The organism is Stenotrophomonas sp. GL_111 (assembly GCF_057835245.1).
Genome location: NZ_CM174421.1, coordinates 2,442,095 through 2,458,730 on the forward strand (window position 1 = coordinate 2,442,095; position 16,636 = coordinate 2,458,730).

Here is a 16,636-nt window from a genome sequence, read left to right on the forward strand (position 1 = left end):
GCAACAGGCCCGGCAATGCCGGGCCTGTCAGGGTTTTCATCCGTTTCCGGTCACAGGAAGCGGTAGTCGAACTCCAGCCACAACTGGCGGCCGTAGGGGTCGTAATTGCCCACCGGGTAGTACGGCCAGCCACCGCCGTTCATGTCGGCCGGCGGGCGGCTGTCACGCAGGTTGTTGACGATCAGGCCCAGGCTGGCGTTGTCGTTGAGGCGACGGTACAGGCTGGCGTTGTAGGTCATGTACGGGGCGATGCGGCCGCTGCCGTCGGTCTTGGGCAGGGAACCGTAGCGAATGCCGTACAGGGTGGCGGTCCAGTCGTTGATCGCCCAGGTCACGCTGCCGTTGACCTTGCTGCGCCACTGGTAGGAATCCAGCGAGTTGCGCTGGTCCTGCACCTCGTCTTCGGCGAACTGACGGTACTCGTGGTCGATCACCAGCGAGTACGCCAGCCGGCCGGAGAAGCGCCCGTAGCGACCCGCATCCCAGCGGACGTTGGCCTTGAGGTCCACGCCGCGCACCGATTCGGACGCGGCGTTGATCGGGTTGATCAGCACCCGCACCACCTGGTTGGGCTGCACCGCGGCATCGGCCGGGTTGCGGATCACCCGGCGCAACGCGTCCTGGCATTGCGCCGAGTTGATGTCGCGCGCGTCACCGCCGAGGGTCTGGCCAAGCCGGCAATCGGCTTCGTCACGCAGGATCCGCGAGGAATCGAGGTTGGTCACTTCCTGCTCGATGCGGATGTCGTAGTAGTCGGCGGTGAAATCGAAATTCGCCGACGGCGACCAGACGAAACCGGCACCGTAGGACTTGGCGGTTTCCGGCTGCAGTTGCGGATTGGCGCCGCTGGTGTAGTCGATCGACAAACCGCTGTAATCGCAGTCGTCGTATTCCTGGCCGGCACTGCGGCAGCGCCAGTAGTCGGTCATGCCGGGGTTGTAGCCGCGGGTCTCGCTGGCGAACACGTAATTCATGTCCGGCGCGCGGAAGCTGGTGGCGGCACTGGCACGCAACAGCAGCGAATCGAACGGCCGGAACTCCAGTCCGCTGCTCCAGGTGGCCTTGCCGATATGGTCGCCCGCCGCGCGGTACTGGTCGTAGCGGCCGGCCACCGTGGCGGTCAGGCGCTCCAGCAGCGGCAGTTGCAGTTCCACGCCGGCGGCATAGCGGTCACGCTCGCCACCGGCCGGAATGCCGGCGCTGGTGTTCCAGAACTCGCCGGTGCCCAGGCGCGGGTCGGGACGGTTGCGGTAGCCCTGGCTGCCCGCTTCCAGCACTGCGGCCACCCCGGCACGTCCACCGGGCAGGTCGAACAACTGGCCATTGACGGTGACGCTGGCGGTCTGCAGCCAGGCCGCGTTGCGGCTTTCCTGCGCATCCGACAGTGCGCTGTACTCGTTCTCGCTCAGCGGTTTGTACAGCCGCGTCGGGTCCGGCGCATAGACGTCCACGCCGTTGCGCGTGCCCAGCTTCGGCCCGAGCAGGTAATCGTTGATGCCGGCCAGCAGCACCGGCCGGCGCGTGCGGTTCTCATAGCGCGAGCGGCTGTAGGCGGCCTCGTAATCCCAGTCCGAGTCCCCCAGGCTGCCGCGGGCACCGACATTGAACGACCACGACTGTTCCAGGAAGCGGTTGGCATTGCGCTGCACGCCGCCGATTTCCTCGGGGGCGAAGCGCCGGTACCAGCTTTCCAGCTGCGCGGTGTTCTGGTTGTAGAAATAGTTGCGCGAGGAAGTCCAGGTCGGCGCACGGGTGTTGTTGTAGATCCGTGCCGTGCCGATGGCCGCATCGGCGAACAGCTCCTGGCGATCGTTCAAACGCCAGGTCAACGCGGTGTACGCATCGATGTTGCGCTTCTCGGTCTGCACCGACCAGAACGTGGCAGCAGCCTCGTTGCTGCCGCAGTACCAGCCCTGGCGAGGGTTCTGTGCGCGGAACACGCTGCCGCCATACAGCCCGCTGCTGGCATCGCACCCGGCCGCGCCGGGGTCGATGTTGCGGCCGGTGGCCGCATTGCGCCGGTACGCCACGGCAGTGGCCAGCGGGGTGACGCCGCGCGGGTCGTCGGTGAGCGAATCCATGAAGTCACGCTGCGAGCCGTAGATGGCTTTGCGGTTGGCGATCTCCAACCCGAAGATCGCGTCCCAGTTGTCACCCGAACTGCCACCCACCACCTGCAGGCGCTGGTTGTCGCCGCCGCCCTGCTCGGTGGTGCCGGCGCGCACGTTGATGCCCACGCCTTCGTAGTGCTTCTTCAGGATGATGTTGACCACCCCGGCGATCGCATCCGAGCCGTACACCGCCGAGGCGCCGCCGGTCAGGATTTCGATGCGGTCGATCAACGCGCTCGGGATGTTGGCCAGGTTGACCACGTTGACCGAGCCTTCGTAGGCCAGCGGATAGTCGGACTGGCGGCGGCCGTTGACCAGCACCAGCGTGCGGTTCGGCCCCAGACCACGCAGGTTGATGGTGTTGGCGGCCGGGGTGAAGGTGTTGCCGAAATCCTCGCCCTGCACGTTGCCGGTGTTTTCGGTCAGCGCGCTGAGCGCTTCGAACGCGCTGCGGTAGCCCTGCGCCTCGATCTGTTCCTGGGTGATCACCGTAACCGGCGACGGCCCTTCGACGCTGGCGCGCGGAATGCGCGAGCCGGTGATCTTGACCGTCTCCAACTCGGTGGGCGCGGCGCCCTCGGCGGCCGAAACCAGCGGACTGACACCCAGCAGGGGCAACAGGGACACAACCAGGGGCCGCAGGCGCAGCGGACGACGAAGCAGAGACATGCAGGTTCCAGAGTGGGAGGAAGCGCGCCGGCGCGACCGCTGAAGGGGCGGGATCCGGGGCGGCTGCCAGTTTGCTGAATAGGCACTTTCGGGTGAAATGACCACCGGGGATATGCATAGTGGGTTTTCGCCTAAGCCCGGGCTCCATTGGCCTGCGCGCACCGGCATCCACGTACAATCCGCGCACCTTTCCATGGAGCACGTCATGTCGTCCCCCCTTGAATCGCCGCTGGTCTTCTACGTCAAGTTGCAGGTCAAGCCCGAGCGTGTGCAGGACTGGCTGGACGCGGTGCACGCCCTGATCGACCGCATGTCCGACGAACCGGCCTTCCTCTCCTGCGATCTGCACCGCGATGCGCACGACCCCACGCTGTTCACCCTGTACGAACGCTGGGACGAAGCCTCGGTGGAAGACTTCCTGGCCCATCAGTCCCACGACTACCGCGCGGCCTACGACGCGGCGCTTCCCGAGCTGCTGCAGCGGCCACGCGAGCCGCAGGTGCTGGAGCTGCTGCAGAGCTGGGGGTAACCCCCCACACATGAAAACGGCGGCCCTGCGGCCGCCGTTTCATTACATCCCTGCGCCGCGCCGATCAGGCCGCGGCAGTGGTCTGCAGGCTCTGGCGCTGGACCAGCGCGTTGAAGCGTGCCAGCGAGCTCAGGTGGTGGTGCACCAGCGCCAGCCAACCATTGCGGTGCCAGGCCACGACGATGTCGTCGGGCAGCTTGGAGAACTTCTCCACGTCGACCACGTTGAAGCCGTTGACCGACATCTGCTCGCCGCTGTTCAGGGTCACATCGATGCTGCGCTCGACCAGCAGGTCCTGTTCGATCAGGGCGGCGCTGAACAGCTTGGTCTGCTCGTGCTCGCGGGTGAAATCACCGCAGAAGCGCATCGCGTTGTCGACCAGTTCGGTGGCCTTGCCGTCGACGAACAGCGGCTCGCCTTCTTCGCTGGTGCCCGGGTTGACGTGTTCGCTCGCGGCGGCGTCAAGGGCCAGCAGGAAGTTGCCTTCGTCGGCCTGCATGAACACGAACGGATAGCGGCGCACGTAGGCCGGTGCGTAGGTGTCTTCAGCCCAGGCGCCGGCGTTGACGAACAGGTTGTTGCGGGCCAGGCCCACGGCCACGATCGGTGCCGCATCCTTGCCGGTGAACAGGATCGGGAAGTGCTGGGCAGCCAGGCCGAACTCGCCGACCACGGCCGGGATGGCATTGGTCTCGGCGGCGAACGCCACCGAACCCGGCAGCAGGCGCCAGTTGGCGTGCTTGTCCGATTGCAGCGGCAGCGGGTCGCGGTAGAACAACGGACCGGAGGACGGGGTCTGTGCGGCCGGCGGAGTAGTCGTTTCAGCAGTCATGGAATAGGTCTGGTACGACGCGCCGGACAGCCCGGGCGCGAAAGCGGGCACTTCATTGATCGTTCATTATAGCGTGGCTCCATGACGATTTCCGCCTCAGGCCGTCCGAAACGGGACAATCCCGCCAGCTGGCCGCTACAGCTCGGTGAATTCGGCGCAGTCCGGCAGCGGCGTGTCGGGCTGGTATTGGCCGCCCTGCAGCTGCAGGCGGCGCTGGAAGGTGCAGACGCGGTCGGTTTCGGTGCGCAGGTCCTTTTTCTTCAGCGGCCGCTGCGCCAGCGAGTCGCGCTGCCGTGACACCCCCGCCGGGTAGCGGGTGGCGGTGGTGCGGTACAGCAGCACCGGTGCGCCCTGCCCGGCCGGATTCAGCGTCAGCGTGGCCGCGAAGGTGTATTCGTCATGGCAGGCCCCGGCGCGCTGGACGACATCCTCCTCGCCGAAGCAGGCGCGGATCAGCGAATAGCCGTCCCCCGGCAGGGTCAGCAGCGCGTCGATCTGGATGCCGTCGTCCTGGTGTTCGATCCGGCTCAGGGCCAGGGTCGAAGCACCGGCACCGCCCCCGGAGTAGCCGGTCGTCCACGCGCGCAGCGCCCCGACCAGCACATTCTCCAACGCGACCTGGGCCGGGTCGTGCGGCACGGGTACACCCACACCGGGCGGCATGCGCACGATGAACGGCCACGGCTGGACGCTGCTGTCCTCCCCGGCCTCGGCCGGCAGCGGAATGAAACGGTAGCGCGGCGTGGCTTCCCCATCGACCTGGTGCGCCACCTCCAGCGTGTCGGTGTCCTCCTCGCCACGCAGCGTACGCACGCACCACTGTCCATCGGCGGTGCAGTAGCGCGACGATGTATGCGCTGCATCGGTATCGGCGGACGCTGACGCAGCCGTGTCGGTCTGCTCCAGCAAGGGCTCCAGACGATTGCCGGCACGATCATGCACCGCGTCATCGGCAGCGTGCGCGCTGGCACTCCCCGCGAGTACGAGCAACGCGAGCGCGATATTGCTCAGCGCACGCCATCCAGCGGGCCGGCCGCGCCGGTCAGCGCCGCGCACGCATGGTCCTGCAGCTCCTCGCCGCTGGCCTCGTTGCCGGCGGCCGGGTCGACCCGCGTTGCCAGCAGCACGAAGCCTGGTTCGCCGTCAGCGGTCCGGCTGCCGGCCACCACCAGCGACCAGTTGCCGACATCGCCCGGCCCGGCCAGGCCCTCGGCGAGCAGGCGCACCGGGTTCGCGGTCAACTGATCACCCGGCAGTGCCATGGCCTGGTAGACGTGGCCATGCAACTGCTCCGGCAGCACCTGCCAGCGTGGGCCGATACCGGCGCGCAGGCGTTGCAGCTGCGCCAGAACATCGGCGCGCAGGCAATCCACGTGGATGTGCAGCTGGTGCTGCGAACGCCCATGCGGTGAGTTCAGCGCCAGGCTCGCCAGGTCACGCGGCAGCGGTTGCCCGAGCGCGCGCTCGGTGCGGGCCCGCGCCAGCCAGGCCGCCGCGAAGTAGTTCGGCGCATCGACACGCAGCAGGTCCGGGCTTTCGATACCGCGCACCCGGTCCAACGGCATCAGCAGAAACTGGTAGGCCCCATGCGAGTCCTTGACCAGCACATCGCGGCGGTGTCGAGCCGGCTCCACCTGCAGGCAATCGCCGCGCGGGGTGCCGGGGCCAACACAATCGCGCTGGATGATGCCCCACAGCGCATCCGGATTGGGCGTCGGCTTGGCCGCCGGGCGCGGGGTGGCGCAGGCCACCAGCAGCAGCGGGAACGACACTGCGCACAGCAGCCGCCGGAACGCGGGCACGGAGGTAAACAAAGACATGGTGGTCAATAGGTGCTGAACGGAACCTCGATCAGCACCGGCGCCCCGCCGCCCGCAGGTTGCAGGGTGTAGCGGTCCAGCGCGCCGTTCTCATCGGCGAACGGCAACGAGGTGAACTGCAGGCGGTAGCTCGCGCTGCCGACCTTGACCAGCCCATTGGCATCGACACTGGCCGTCGCCGGCAGCAGCAGCCCGCCGAGGTCGCTGTAGGCGCTGGGGTCATCGCTGTAGCTGTAATCGACCAGCTCGCCCTCGCGCTTCATCGCATACACATGCGGTTCGCCATGCTGGCGGCTGTACTCTTCGCTGCCCATCAGATCGGCGATCCATACCCCGGGCAGCCGGTAACGGGTTTCCAGGGTGATCGCATCCAGGCGGTCACTGTCCACCACCAGGCAGCACACCGCACGCTTACTCTCACGGTCGTAGACCGCAAAGCGCGCGTCCTTGGCCACCGCCTGCGGGAACGCCGCGAAGGGCAGATCACGCAACATCGGGTCGGCACCATTGGCCGAGTGCAGGTTGCGCCAGCCGCCGAGCGCCGGTGCGTCGGCCGCCAGGACCGTGCCGCTGGCCAGCAGTGTTCCCAGCAAGGCAACCCGCAGGCCCGTGATCTTCCCGTTGCGCATCATGTTCATCCGTTGGTGGCGTCGGCCATCTTCACGCCGTCGTGACACTATGCGCCAGGGCGTGCGACCGGGCAATCCCGCCAGAGGGAAACCGTGCCGTCCCCTCGCCCGCTCACCCGATCACGATGTAGTCGCTGACCAGGGCGATGCCGGTGTGCGCGGCGCGCTGCAGCTGCACGTAGCGCCCGCCGACCTGGTCGATGGCGATGCAGTCGTCCACCTCCAGCAGCGCGTCGGTGTGCGGCTTGGCCCAGTCCGGATCGCGCATCTCCTTGGCCTTGGCTTTGGCTGCCTCGGCATCGGCGGCCACCAGCAACCGGTAGTCGTGCACCTCGCCCAGTTCGCCGGGCGCATAGCCGCCCAGGTTGACGAAGAACAGCCGCGGCTCGCCGGCGGCAGCGGCGACATCGGTAAACACCACCTTGTAGTCGTCCACGCCGTCCACCGCCAGCCAGCCATCCACGTGCAGGCCCTTGGCCTCGCCGAACCAGTCCTGGCGCAACTGCGGATAGGCCTGCTCGACCTGCTCGACATTGGCGAAGGCCACGTCGTGGACCTCGATCCGGGCGCGCGCATGGCGTCCCCCCAGCATGAACACGTGCAGCACCGGCAACTCCCGCAAGGCAGAAACAGCGGCCAGTGTAGCGGCGCTCGCACGCGGCGTCGGCGGCGGCAGTGGTATCGTCAGCGCCTGATTCCGCAGGAGCGACCCATGAATTTCCTTTCGCGTGCCGTCAAGCCGACCGTCCTGGTCCCGTCGCTGGCGATCCTCACCAGCCTGTCGCTGGCCGCCTGTGTCACCACGCCGGGGCCGGAGGTCAAGGGTCCGGGCCTGTGCAAGGCCGACGGTCTGGACTGGGCCGTGGGCCAGCCCGCCGATGAGGCCAACATGCGCAAGCTGTCCGCGCAGAGTGGCGCCGGCCTGGTCAATCCGATCGGCCCGAACACCATCACCACCCGCGACCTGCGTCCGGACCGGCTGCGTGTGTTCATCGACAAGGACAACGTGATCACCGCCGTCCGCTGCGAGTAACCGAAGGGTTACCCGCAGTCGCAGCCGCTCCAGGCCCGCGTCTTCGCGGTCTGGCCGATGCCCGGGTTGAACGTGTTGGTCGGGTCCAGTTCGCGATAGAACGCGGCCAGCGGCGGCTTGGCCGGATACAGATGGCCGACGTTGTGCTCGGCCGGGTATTCGGCGCCGCGCGCATCCAGCAATGTCCACATCGCATGCTCGATCGCCAACGGGTCTTCGCCCTTGCGCACGATGTAATCCTGATGGAACACGTGGCAGAAAAAGTGCCCGTAGTAGAGCTTGCCGGCCAGCTTGGCATCCAGCGCGGCCGGCAGCTGCTCCACCCACTGGCGATCATCGCGGCGCAACGCCACATCCAGCGCCACGATGTCCTGCACCGCATCGCGATGCACCTCGCGGTAGCGCACCGCCGCGCCGGCCACCGCGAAACGATGCAGGAAGGCCTTGCGCCCCTCCTCGGCCGTGCAGTGGAAGAAGTCGCCATCCGGCCCGGGGAAACGCGTGCGCAGGAAGCGCTCGGTTTCGGCGGCGTCCACCTGCGACACCTTCAGCAGCAGGTGATGCTCGTAACGGTCACGGAACTGCCTCATGCGCGGCGGCAGATGCCCGGGCAGCAAGCGCATCACCGACTGGATCAACCGATCGGTCACGCCGCGCAAACCCAGCGACTCGAACCAGCCATCAATGCGACTCTTCAGCGCGAAGGCCGCCGGCACCCGCGCGGTGCCGAAGCGGTCGATCAGCAGGAAGGTGTCCTTGCCGTAGCGCTCGCCAATGTCGAAGGCGTCGCGGTGCAGGTATTCGCCGGAGATCGGCAGGCGCTTGAAAGCGGTCAACAGTTCGCGACGGATCGCGGTGAGTTCGTCCATCGCATTGCTGCCGATGTAGAACACCTCGGCCGCTTCACGCGCAAACGTATCCAGCCGCACCGCGAACACCGCCAGCTTGCCCGCCGAACCGGAAGCTTCGTAATGGCGCGCAGGATCGGCATTGAAGCGCGCCGGGGTGGTCGCATCCACCTGCCGCACCTGTTCGGCATAGCGTGGATCGGCCGCGGCACGCCCGCTGCCGTTGTCGACCGCGGCGGCCGTGTAGTCGCCAGCCTGCAGGCGCTGCAGGATCTGCTCGGGGGTATCGCCCAGCGCGATGCCCAGATGGTTGATCAGCCGCAACACCCCCTGCGCATCCACCTGGGCGAATAGTGCCATCTCGGTATAGGTCGGGCCGCGCCGCACCAGTGCGCCGCCGGAGTTGTTGCACACACCCCCCAGCACCGACGCGCCGATGCACGAGGAGCCGATCACCGAGTGCGGCTCACGGTCCAGCGGCGCCAGCACCTGCTCCAGGCGGTCCAGTGTCGCGCCCGGCAGGCACACCACCTGGTGGCCGTCGTTCAACAGCTGGATGCCGGTCAGCCGCAGCGTGCTGACGATCACCACCGGGCGGTCGTAATCACTGCCATCCGGGGTGGACCCGCCGGTCAGGCCGGTATTGGCAGCCTGCATGATCACGATGGCGTCGGCCGCCACGATCGCCTGCAGCACCTCCCATTGCTCCAGCAGCGTACCCGGGCGCACCACCGCCAGCACCGCGCCATCGCCGAAGCGGTAGCCCTTGCGGAAGCGCCGGGTCGGCTTGTCGCCACTGAGTACATGGCGCGTGCCGACGATACCCTGCAGTTGCGCCAGCAGCGCCGCCGGATCCGCCTTCACTGCGCTCACGAAACGTTCCGGGCGACGGCCACCAGCAGGTCGCGGTTGATCGCGGCGATGTTCTTCGCACCGGTCAGCGTCATCGCCACCCGCATCTCTTTGGCGATCAGGTCCAGCAGGTTGGCCACGCCCGCCCCGCCCTGTGCCGCCAGCGCATACACGAAGGCGCGGCCGAGCAGGACGGTATCGGCGCCCAGTGCCAGCATGCGCACCACATCCAGCCCGTTGCGGATGCCCGAATCGGCCAGGATCTTCAGCTCGCCCTTGACCGCATCGGCAATCGCCGGCAGTGCCCGCGCGGTGGACATCACCCCGTCCAGTTGGCGGCCGCCGTGGTTGGACACCACGATGCCGTCGGCACCGAAGCGGACCGCGTCGCGTGCGTCGTCCGGATCCAGGATGCCCTTGATCAGCATCGGGCCGGTCCAGAACTCACGGATCCACTCCAGATCCTTCCACGAGATCGACGGGTCGAAGTTGCTGCCCAGCCAGCCGATGTAGTCGGCCAGCCCGGTCGGGCTGCCGCGGTAGGCCGAAATGTTGCCCAGGTCATGCGGTCGCCCGCACAGGCCGACGTCCCAGGCCCAGCGCGGGTGGGTCACCGCCTGCAGCATGCGCCGCAGTGGTGCATTCGGCCCGCTCATGCCCGAATGCGCGTCGCGGTAGCGCGCGCCCGGGGTCGGCATGTCCACGGTGAACACCAGCGTGCTCACCCCGGCCGCCTTGGCCCGCTCCAGCGCGTTGCGCATGAAACCACGGTCTTTCAGGACATACAGCTGGAACCACATCGGCCGCTGGATGGCCGACGCCACCTCTTCGATCGGGCATACCGACACCGTGGACAGCGTGAACGGAATGCCGTGGTCGGCTGCCGCCTTGGCCGCCTGCACTTCGCCGCGGCGGGCGTACATGCCACTCAGCCCGACCGGCCCCAGCGCCACCGGCATCGCCAGCCGCTCGCCGAACAGTTCGGTTTCCAGGCTCAGCTCGCCCATGTCGCGCAGCACGCGCTGGCGCAGCGCGATATCGGCCAGGTCGGCGACATTGCGTTTGAGGGTGTGCTCGGCATACGCGCCGCCATCGATGTAGTGGAACAGGAACGGCGGCAGCCGGCGCTGCGCGGCCGCACGGTAATCGGTGGAGGCGGAGATGATCATGGGTTACCCGTGGGCAGAAGGAAGCCGCGAGGCGCGGGTGCGCCGGGCTTCGTTGTCGTCGAGCGTGCGCAGCGAGGTGTGCACGAATTCCAGGTGCGCATGCGCCGCGGCGCGTGCGCGTTCCGGATCGCCGGACAGCACCCCGTCCATCATCTCTCGGTGCTGCACCGAGAGCGGCTCGAAGGTGCGCGGCGAGGTGTAGAGCTTCTCGCGGCTCTGCGAAATATTGGTCTGCAGCAGTTCGAACAAGCCGCGCATCACCTGTAGCAGCACCAGGTTGTGCGAGGCCTCGGCAATGGCAAGGTGGAAAGCGGCATCGGCACGTGCCTCGCCGGCCGGGTCGTGCCTGCCGTGCGCATCCATCATGGTATCGAAGGCCTCACGGATCTTCGCGCGGTCGGCATCGGTGGCGCGCAGCGCGGCGTGCCAGGCGGTGGCGCCTTCCAGCGCGTGGCGGATCTCCAGCACGTCGAAACGGTATTCCGGGTCGCCCTGGAACAGCGGCAGATACGGCGCCAACGGCTCGTCGATGGTCTGCCGCGCCCGCGCCGCCGGTTCGCTCACGTAGGTGCCGCCGCCCACCCGCGCGATCAGCAGGCCCTGGCTGGACAGCTGTGCGATGGCCTCGCGCAGCGCCGTGCGCGACACCCCCAGCTGCACCGCCAGCGGCCGCTCGGCCGGCAGGCGGTCGCCCGGTTGCAGGTTCTGCGCGTGGATCAGGCCGCGCAGCTGCGCGGCCACCTTGTCGGACAGGCGTTCGTTCTTCATGCCGCCATTGTCGCCCGCGTCGCGGGGGATCGGGTCAACGGCGTGGGCAGTCCAGGCGCGCATGGGCTCAGGGAATCATCCAGGTCAGCCAGTAGGCCTGCAGCGTGGTGATGATGCCCACCATCACGGTGAAGATCAGGCTGTGCTTGACCGTGAACCGGAACAGGTCCGACTCCTTGCCGGCCAGGCCCACCGCCGCGCAGGCAATGGCGATCGACTGCGGTGAGATCATCTTGCCGGTCACCCCGCCAGTGGTATTGGCCGCCACCAGCAGCACTTCGGACACCCCGATCTGCTGCGCGGTGGTGGCCTGCAGCGCCGAGAACAGCGCATTGGACGACGTATCCGATCCGGTCAGGAACACCCCCAGCCAGCCCAGGAACGGCGAGAAGAAGGTGAACGCCTTGCCGGTATGGGCCAGCGCCAGCGCCAGCGTCGCCGACAGGCCGGAGTAGTTGGCGATGAAGGCGAAGGCCAGCACCATGCCGATCGAATAGATCGGCACCTTCAGCTCGTTGGCGGTTTCGACGAAGGTGCGCAGTGCCGCGGCCGGGCGCATCTTCAGCAGCACGATGGCCAGCACCGCGCCGAGCATGATCGCGGTGCCGGTGGCCGAGACCGCATCGAATTTGTAGACCGCCTCGTAGGCAGTGGGCGCGGCCACGATGGGCGGCATCTTCTGCACCAGCTGGTCCAGCGACGGCACCGGCAGCTTCAGCACCCAGTGCTCCAGCGCACCGCCCGCGGCGAACAGGGCCTTGAACGGCTTGATGCTCCACACCGTCACCATCGCGGTCAGGATCAGGAACGGCGACCACGCCTTGAGGATCTGCGCGGCACTGTGGCGCGGTGCCGCCTGCGCCTGGGCTGCCGCCTCGGCGCTGGTGGCGGTATCGAAACGGAAGATCCGCACCGGCTTCCAGCGCCGCAGGAACAGCGTCAGGCACACCAGCGAGGCCAGTGACGCGGTGATGTCCGGCAGTTCCGGGCCGATGAAATTGGAGGTCAGGTACTGCGCGATCGCAAACGAGCCACCGGCGACCAGTACCGCCGGCCAGGTTTCCTTGACCCCGCGCCAGCCATCCATGATCGCCATGATCCAGAACAGCACGATGATGGTCAGGAACGGCAGCTGGCGCCCGGCCATCTGGCCGATCTCGAACGGGTCCAGCCCGGTCACCTGCCCGGCCACGATGATCGGAATGCCCATCGCCCCGAACGCCACCGGCGCGGTATTGACGATCAGGCACAGCCCGGCCGCATACAGCGGCTTGAAGCCCAGCCCGACCAGCAGCGCGGCGGTGATCGCCACCGGCGCACCGAACCCGGCCGCGCCTTCCAGAAACGCCCCGAAGGCAAAGCCCACCATCAGCATCTGCAGGCGCTGGTCTTCAGTCACCGACAGGATCGAGGCACGGATGATGTCGAACTGGCCGGTCTTGACCGACACCTTGTACAGGAACACCGCGCCCAGGATGATCCAGGCGATCGGCCACAGGCCGTACACGAACCCGTAGGCACCGGCGGCGAACGCCTGTTGCACCGGCATCCGGTAGAACAGCAGCGCCACTGCCAGCGCGATGGCCACCGTCAGCGTGCCCGCCAACCAGCCCTTCATGCGCAGCACCGCCAGGGCGATGAAGAAGAACGCGATCGGCAGCAGCGCGATCAGGCTGGACACCCACAGGTTGCCAGCGGGGTCATACAGTTGTTGCCAGGGCTGCATCGACGGATCTCATCAAGGACGGACAGAGGCCGCGCAACCAGGCCGCGCGTGCCGAAGGGCTCAGCGGGAACGCCCGACATTATTGGTATGACCAACAATGAACAACTGCGCCCCGGAGTGTCCGCATTGAAGCGTCAAATGCGCGACAGGCCTATTAGACCATAGGTCTAGACGCGTTAATTGGTAGTACCATTTTGCCGATCACCCGCAGTCGCTGGACCGGCCCTTGAGCTCCACCGCATTGCCATCCGGGTCGTGCAGGTACAGCGACAGCCCATCGCCTTCGGCACCGAAGTTGCGCTCGGCCGGCCCGTCCACCGCCACCTGGTGCATCTGCAGGTGTTCGCGCAGCATCGCCTCATCGAAGGGTTCGATGCGCAGGCACAGGTGATCCACGTTGCGCCCTTGCGCGCCGGCCGCCGGCCCACCGCGTGCACCGAGTTTTCCCTCCACACTGATCAGATCGATCATCGAGGCGCCGGCATGCAGGTGCACCATGCCCAGTGATGGTCGCTCGCGCGCTACCGTACAGCCCAGTACCTCGCAGTAGAAACGCACCGCACGTGGCAGGTCCTGCACCCGCAGCACCACGTGGTCGATACGTTGAATCTCGAACGGACGTTGTGCGCTCATGAGGGCTCCAGTTTCTTCGCTATGCGGCTGAATACCGCCAGCACGATCACACACAGCACGCTGACCCCGACCGCGATCACGTACTCGCCGATACCCACCGCAATCCCGATGGCCGCGGCCATGATCAACGAACTCGCCGTGGTCAATCCGCTGACCTGGTCCTCGCGCGAGCCGCGCAGAATGGTGCCGGCCGCGACAAAGCCGACGCAGGCCACCACCGCTTCGATCAGACGCACCGGATCGACCTGCAGCAGGTCGCGATAGCGCTCCTGCTGGAAGTGCTCGGCGATACTGTCGCCGAGCCCGACGATCAACGCGGCCGCGCCGGCAATCAACATGTGCGTGCGCAATCCCGCCGCGTGCCGGCCCATCTCGCGTTCGATCCCGAGCACACCGCCGAACAGCATCGCCGCGGCGATGCGCAGCAGGATCGATAGATCTTGTTCCAGTCCCATCATGGTCTCCTCGCCGATGCACGCAGATTTGCGTGGGTGGCGTGGCAACACCGTGAAGGGGTGTGAACCTGGCGTGCTTACTGCGCCAGGTAACCACCATCGATGGCGTAGTAGGTGCCGGTCGCAAACGAGGCATCGTCGCTGGCCAGCCACGCCACCAGCGCTGCCACTTCATCGGCTTGGCCAAGCCGGCCCAACGCATGTTTGTCTTCCAGCGCCTTGCGCACCGCCGGGTCCATCTTGTCCAGCAACGGCGTGGCAATGAAGCCCGGGCCCACCGCGTTGACCCGGATCTTGTCCGGCGCATGTTCCCACGCCGCCGTCTGGGTCAGCCCGACCACGCCATGCTTGGCCGCCACATAGGCCGCCGAATTGCCAAAGCCGACCTGGCCCAGGATCGAGGCCATGTTGATGATGCTGCCGCCCTTGCCGGCCGCGCGCATCGCCTGGATCTGCGCACGCTGGCACAGGAACACACTGTTGAGATTGACGTCGATCACCCGCTTCCAGCCGTCCACCGGGTAATCGCCACTGCGCGCCGACGGCCCGCCGATACCGGCGTTGTTCACCGCGATATCCAGCCCGCCCAGTTCCTGCACGGTGCGCTGCACCGCCGCTTCCACGGCCTGCTCATCGGTGACATCCAGCGCGATACCGATCGCCTTCACGCCCTTGCCGCGCAGCGCCTCGGCGGTCTTCTCCACCGCCTCGGCCTTCAGGTCCCACACCGCTACCGCCGCACCGGACGCAGCCAGCAGCTCGGCCGTCGCCAGCCCGATCCCTGAAACACCGCCGGTCACGATCGCCACCTTGCCCTTGAGCTGATAATCAATCATCGCGTTGTACCTCTGGTTGGAAAGTGTGCAGGCAGTGCCTGTCTTTCCAACACGGTACGCTTCAGGATGTTACGGCGTGTGCATCCCTGCGCCGACACAACGAATCTTCCCATCCCTGCAACAACCAGAAGAGACCCCGATGCGCGTGATCAGTGTTCCGTTGTCCGAGGCGGCCATGCAGAGACTGGATCTGGACCAGTGTGCTGAAGGCGACCTGCATGAAATTGCGCTGACCGATGCAGATACGGACTACCTGTTCAACAGCGGACTCATCGACGCGCTCAACACCGCCCTCGGCACGCTCATCGACCGCTACGAGGACGCCGCATTGCAGACCGATGCCCAGCTGCAGACGGCGCTGGCCATCCTTCGGCAGACCTGCCCTCCTGCCGCCTCACCGCTGGCCCGACGGCTGGAAGCCGCCATCGAACTGGCCATCAACCGGCGTACCGGCGTGTTCTTCTACCTGTAAGCGCCGCAACAAACCTTCCCATCGCTGCAACGCACCTGCGCCTATGCTGGCGGTCATACGTCCACATCTGTTCTGTCTGCGCTGCACGCTGCAGCGCCCTCCCCCAAAGGTATGTACATGACTGCTTCCAGTGACGGCCCGTTGTTCACCCCCACCCGTCTCGGCGCCATTCCCGTCGCCAACCGCATCGCGATGGCACCGCTCACCCGCAACCGCGCCATCGAAGGCCGCGTGCCCAGCCCGCTGGCCATCGAGTATTACCGCCAGCGCGCCAGTGCCGGATTGATCATTGCCGAGGCCACCCAGATCAGCCCGCTGGGCCAGGGTTACCTGGACACCCCGGGCATCTACAGCCAGGCCCAGATCGACGCCTGGCGCAAGATCACCGACGCCGTACACGCCGATGGCGGGCGCATCGTGCTGCAGTTGTGGCATGTCGGCCGCATCTCCCACACCAGCCTGTTGCCCGACGGTGAAGTGCCAGTGGCACCCAGTGCCATCTCAGCCAAGGCCAAGACCTTCATCAAGAGCGGTTTCGACGATGTCTCCGCCCCGCGTGCACTGCGCCTCGACGAAATTCCCGGCGTGATCCAGGACTACCGCCAGGCGGCACGCAATGCCATCACCGCCGGCTTCGACGGCGTGGAAGTGCACGCCGCCAACGGTTACCTGATCGACCAGTTCCTGCGCGATGGCAGCAACCACCGCACCGACGAATACGGCGGCAGCATCGAAAACCGCACCCGCCTGCTCGACGAAGTCGTGAGCGCGATCGCCGCCGAGATCGGCCCCGAGCGCACCGGTGTGCGTCTCTCGCCGGTGACCCCGGCCAACGATGCCCTCGACACCCAGCCGCAGCCCTTGTTTGAACGCGCCGTCGAACGCCTCGACGCCATCGGCCCGCTCGCCTTCATCCACGTCATCGAAGGCGCCACCGGCGGCCCGCGCGACAACCTCCCCTTCGACTACGCCGCCCTGCGCGCCAAGTTCCGCGGCGCCTGGATCGCCAACAACGGCTACGACAAAACCAGCGCCGCTGCCGCAGTGGCATCCGGCTATGCCGACATGGTCGCCTTCGGCCGCGCCTTCATCGCCAACCCCGACCTGGTCGAACGCCTGCGCCTGGACGTCACCCTGTCCGCGTTCAACCCCAAGACCCTCTACGGTGGTGGCGCCGACGGCTACGTCGACTACCCCAGCGTCTCCGGCTGACCCACCCCGGCGTGGCCGTTAGACTGGCGGCCACGTCCCCTA

At 67.1% G+C, this 16,636-nt stretch carries 17 protein-coding genes; 4 read left to right on the forward strand and 13 right to left on the reverse strand.

Translation table 11 applies throughout. From position 1 onward, the window contains the following. Positions 1 to 50 precede the first annotated feature (50 nt). A complete protein-coding gene (locus AC3IPM_RS10870) occupies positions 51 to 2,780 on the reverse strand; it encodes a TonB-dependent receptor (protein ID WP_489299863.1) in 2,730 nt (909 codons plus the stop codon). A gap of 205 nt (positions 2,781 to 2,985) precedes the next feature. Between AC3IPM_RS10870 and AC3IPM_RS10875 the strand changes: the two genes are divergently transcribed. After that, positions 2,986 to 3,309, forward strand: a complete 324-nt coding sequence (locus AC3IPM_RS10875) for a putative quinol monooxygenase (RefSeq protein WP_489299864.1) — start codon at positions 2,986 to 2,988, stop codon at positions 3,307 to 3,309. Between the two features lie 64 nt (positions 3,310 to 3,373). Here the strand turns inward: AC3IPM_RS10875 and AC3IPM_RS10880 are convergent, their stop codons facing one another. The 5 genes from AC3IPM_RS10880 to AC3IPM_RS10900 form a co-directional block, all read right to left on the reverse strand. After that, a complete protein-coding gene (locus tag AC3IPM_RS10880) occupies positions 3,374 to 4,141 on the reverse strand; it encodes a SapC family protein (RefSeq protein ID WP_489299865.1) in 768 nt (255 codons plus the stop codon). 135 nt (positions 4,142 to 4,276) lie between these two features. Further along, positions 4,277 to 5,131, reverse strand: a complete 855-nt coding sequence (locus AC3IPM_RS10885; RefSeq protein WP_489299866.1) for a hypothetical protein — start codon at positions 5,129 to 5,131, stop codon at positions 4,277 to 4,279. A 17-nt stretch (positions 5,132 to 5,148) separates the two neighbouring features. Then, the gene (locus AC3IPM_RS10890) at positions 5,149 to 5,961 is read right to left on the reverse strand and encodes a CDP-diacylglycerol diphosphatase (RefSeq protein WP_489299867.1); all 813 of its coding nucleotides are present in this window, start codon (positions 5,959 to 5,961) and stop codon (positions 5,149 to 5,151) included. 5 nt (positions 5,962 to 5,966) lie between these two features. After that, a complete protein-coding gene (locus tag AC3IPM_RS10895; RefSeq protein ID WP_489299868.1) occupies positions 5,967 to 6,590 on the reverse strand; it encodes a decarboxylase in 624 nt (207 codons plus the stop codon). A 112-nt stretch (positions 6,591 to 6,702) separates the two neighbouring features. After that, on the reverse strand, positions 6,703 to 7,197 hold the full coding sequence (locus AC3IPM_RS10900; protein WP_489299869.1) for a DUF1543 domain-containing protein: 495 nt from the start codon (positions 7,195 to 7,197) through the stop codon (positions 6,703 to 6,705). 105 nt (positions 7,198 to 7,302) lie between these two features. Here AC3IPM_RS10900 and AC3IPM_RS10905 point away from each other — a divergent pair, with 105 nt between their 5' ends. Next, the gene (locus tag AC3IPM_RS10905) at positions 7,303 to 7,623 is read left to right on the forward strand and encodes an I78 family peptidase inhibitor (protein ID WP_489299870.1); all 321 of its coding nucleotides are present in this window, start codon (positions 7,303 to 7,305) and stop codon (positions 7,621 to 7,623) included. Between the two features lie 8 nt (positions 7,624 to 7,631). Here the strand turns inward: AC3IPM_RS10905 and dld are convergent, their stop codons facing one another. From dld to AC3IPM_RS10940, 7 genes are all read right to left on the reverse strand, one after another. Then, positions 7,632 to 9,344 carry a D-lactate dehydrogenase gene (gene dld, locus AC3IPM_RS10910; RefSeq protein WP_489299871.1) on the reverse strand — a complete coding sequence of 571 codons (1,713 nt, stop codon included), beginning with the start codon at positions 9,342 to 9,344 and terminating at the stop codon, positions 7,632 to 7,634. Then, entirely contained in the window at positions 9,341 to 10,492 is a 1,152-nt protein-coding gene (lldD, locus tag AC3IPM_RS10915; RefSeq protein WP_489299872.1) for an FMN-dependent L-lactate dehydrogenase LldD, read from the reverse strand. Before lldD ends, dld begins: the two co-directional genes overlap by 4 nt. 3 nt (positions 10,493 to 10,495) lie before the next feature. Next, positions 10,496 to 11,260, reverse strand: coding sequence for a transcriptional regulator LldR (gene lldR / locus AC3IPM_RS10920; protein WP_489304106.1), 765 nt, complete (start codon positions 11,258 to 11,260; stop codon positions 10,496 to 10,498). A gap of 67 nt (positions 11,261 to 11,327) precedes the next feature. Next, the gene (lldP, locus tag AC3IPM_RS10925) at positions 11,328 to 12,986 is read right to left on the reverse strand and encodes an L-lactate permease (protein ID WP_489299873.1); all 1,659 of its coding nucleotides are present in this window, start codon (positions 12,984 to 12,986) and stop codon (positions 11,328 to 11,330) included. A gap of 201 nt (positions 12,987 to 13,187) precedes the next feature. Further along, a complete protein-coding gene (locus AC3IPM_RS10930; protein WP_489299874.1) occupies positions 13,188 to 13,619 on the reverse strand; it encodes a VOC family protein in 432 nt (143 codons plus the stop codon). Further along, positions 13,616 to 14,074, reverse strand: coding sequence for an MgtC/SapB family protein (locus AC3IPM_RS10935; RefSeq protein WP_489299875.1), 459 nt, complete (start codon positions 14,072 to 14,074; stop codon positions 13,616 to 13,618). Before AC3IPM_RS10935 ends, AC3IPM_RS10930 begins: the two co-directional genes overlap by 4 nt. A gap of 77 nt (positions 14,075 to 14,151) precedes the next feature. Then, complete coding sequence (locus AC3IPM_RS10940; protein WP_489299876.1) at positions 14,152 to 14,910, reverse strand: SDR family NAD(P)-dependent oxidoreductase; 759 nt, start codon at positions 14,908 to 14,910, stop codon at positions 14,152 to 14,154. Positions 14,911 to 15,049: 139 nt separating this feature from the next. On the opposite strand from AC3IPM_RS10940, the gene AC3IPM_RS10945 reads away from it, so the two are divergent. Next, entirely contained in the window at positions 15,050 to 15,382 is a 333-nt protein-coding gene (locus tag AC3IPM_RS10945) for a hypothetical protein (protein ID WP_489299877.1), read from the forward strand. A gap of 117 nt (positions 15,383 to 15,499) precedes the next feature. Further along, on the forward strand, positions 15,500 to 16,594 hold the full coding sequence (locus tag AC3IPM_RS10950; RefSeq protein WP_489299878.1) for an alkene reductase: 1,095 nt from the start codon (positions 15,500 to 15,502) through the stop codon (positions 16,592 to 16,594). Positions 16,595 to 16,636: the final 42 nt, after the last annotated feature.